Source organism: Streptomyces niphimycinicus (assembly GCF_018883605.1).
Lineage (GTDB): Bacteria > Actinomycetota > Actinomycetes > Streptomycetales > Streptomycetaceae > Streptomyces > Streptomyces niphimycinicus.
This window is the reverse complement of sequence record NZ_JAHLEM010001201.1, coordinates 1-1417: the sequence shown is the minus strand read 5'-3', so window position 1 is coordinate 1417 and position 1417 is coordinate 1. Positions and strand designations below refer to the sequence as shown.

1 protein-coding gene is annotated in these 1417 nt (G+C 71.4%); it reads left to right on the top strand.

The window, feature by feature from the left end:
- Positions 1–1417, top strand: a 1417-nt coding sequence (locus KN815_RS48845; protein WP_216348167.1) for a type I polyketide synthase, incomplete at both ends; no start/stop codon positions are given.

Here is a 1417-nt window from a genome sequence, read left to right as displayed (position 1 = left end):
GAAGCCGCGGCGGGTCTGCGGGAGCGGCTGGTGGGGCTGACCGAGGCCGAGATCGACCGGACCCTGCTGAACCTGGTACGTGGCCACGTGGCCGCGGTCCTCGGATTCACCGGTGGGGAGACGGTCGAGCCCGAGCGCGCGTTCAAGGAGCTGGGTTTCGAATCGCTCACGGCGGTGGAGTTCCGTAACCGGCTGGTGGCGGAGACCGGGCTGGAGCTGCCGACGACGCTGGTCTTCGACTACCCCAACGCGTCGATCCTGGCGGACCATCTGCGGGCCGAGGTGCTCGGGACGCGAGGCGCGGTGGCCGCGCCGGTGGCGGTGGCGGCCCCGGTCGACGACGATCCGATCGCGATCGTCGGGATGAGTTGCCGCTTCCCGGGCGGTGTGCGCAGCCCGGAGGATCTGTGGAACCTCGTGGTCGGCGGCGGCGACGCGATCTCCGACTTCCCGTCCAACCGTGGATGGGACGTGGATGGGATGTACCACCCGGACCCCGACCACTCGGGCACGTTCTACTCGCGCGAGGGCGGTTTCCTGCACGACGCGGGTGAGTTCGACGCGGCGTTCTTCGGTATCTCGCCGCGTGAGGCACTCGCCATCGATCCCCAGCAGCGGCTGCTGCTGGAGACGTCCTGGGAGGCGTTCGAGCGCGCCGGTATCGCTCCCACGTCCGTGCGCGGCAACCAGATCGGCGTGTTCGTGGGCGCTGCCACCTCGGGCTACGGGGCCGGTGCCAACGAGTCCGCGGAGGACCTGGAAGGGCAGATATTGACGGGCAACGCGACCTCGGTCGTGTCCGGTCGAATCTCCTACACCTTGGGCCTCGAGGGGCCCGCTTTGACGGTGGACTCGGCGTGCTCGTCGTCGCTGGTCGCCCTGCACCAGGCCGCCCAGTCGCTGCGTCAGGGCGAGTGCTCCATGGCGCTCGCCGGCGGTGTGACCGTGCTGGCCACTCCGGCGGCCTTTGTGGAATTCAGCCGTCAGCGCGGGCTGGCGCCCGATGGCCGGTGCAAGCCGTTCGCGGACGCCGCCGATGGTACGGGCTGGTCCGAGGGTGTGGGCATGCTGCTCGTGGAGCGGCTGTCCGACGCGGAGCGCAACGGTCACCAGGTGCTGGCGATCGTGCGCGGCTCCGCCGTCAACCAGGACGGCGCGTCCAACGGTCTGACGGCGCCGAACGGCCCCTCGCAGCAGCGGGTCATCCGGCAGGCGCTGGCGAACGCCCGCCTGTCGGCCGCCGAGGTGGACACGGTGGAGGCCCACGGGACCGGTACGACGCTGGGCGACCCGATCGAGGCGCAGGCGCTGCTCGCGACGTACGGCCAGGAGCGGCCGGAGGGGCGCCCGCTGTGGCTGGGCGCGCTGAAGTCCAACATCGGGCACACGCAGGCCGCCGCCGGTGTCGGCGGGATCA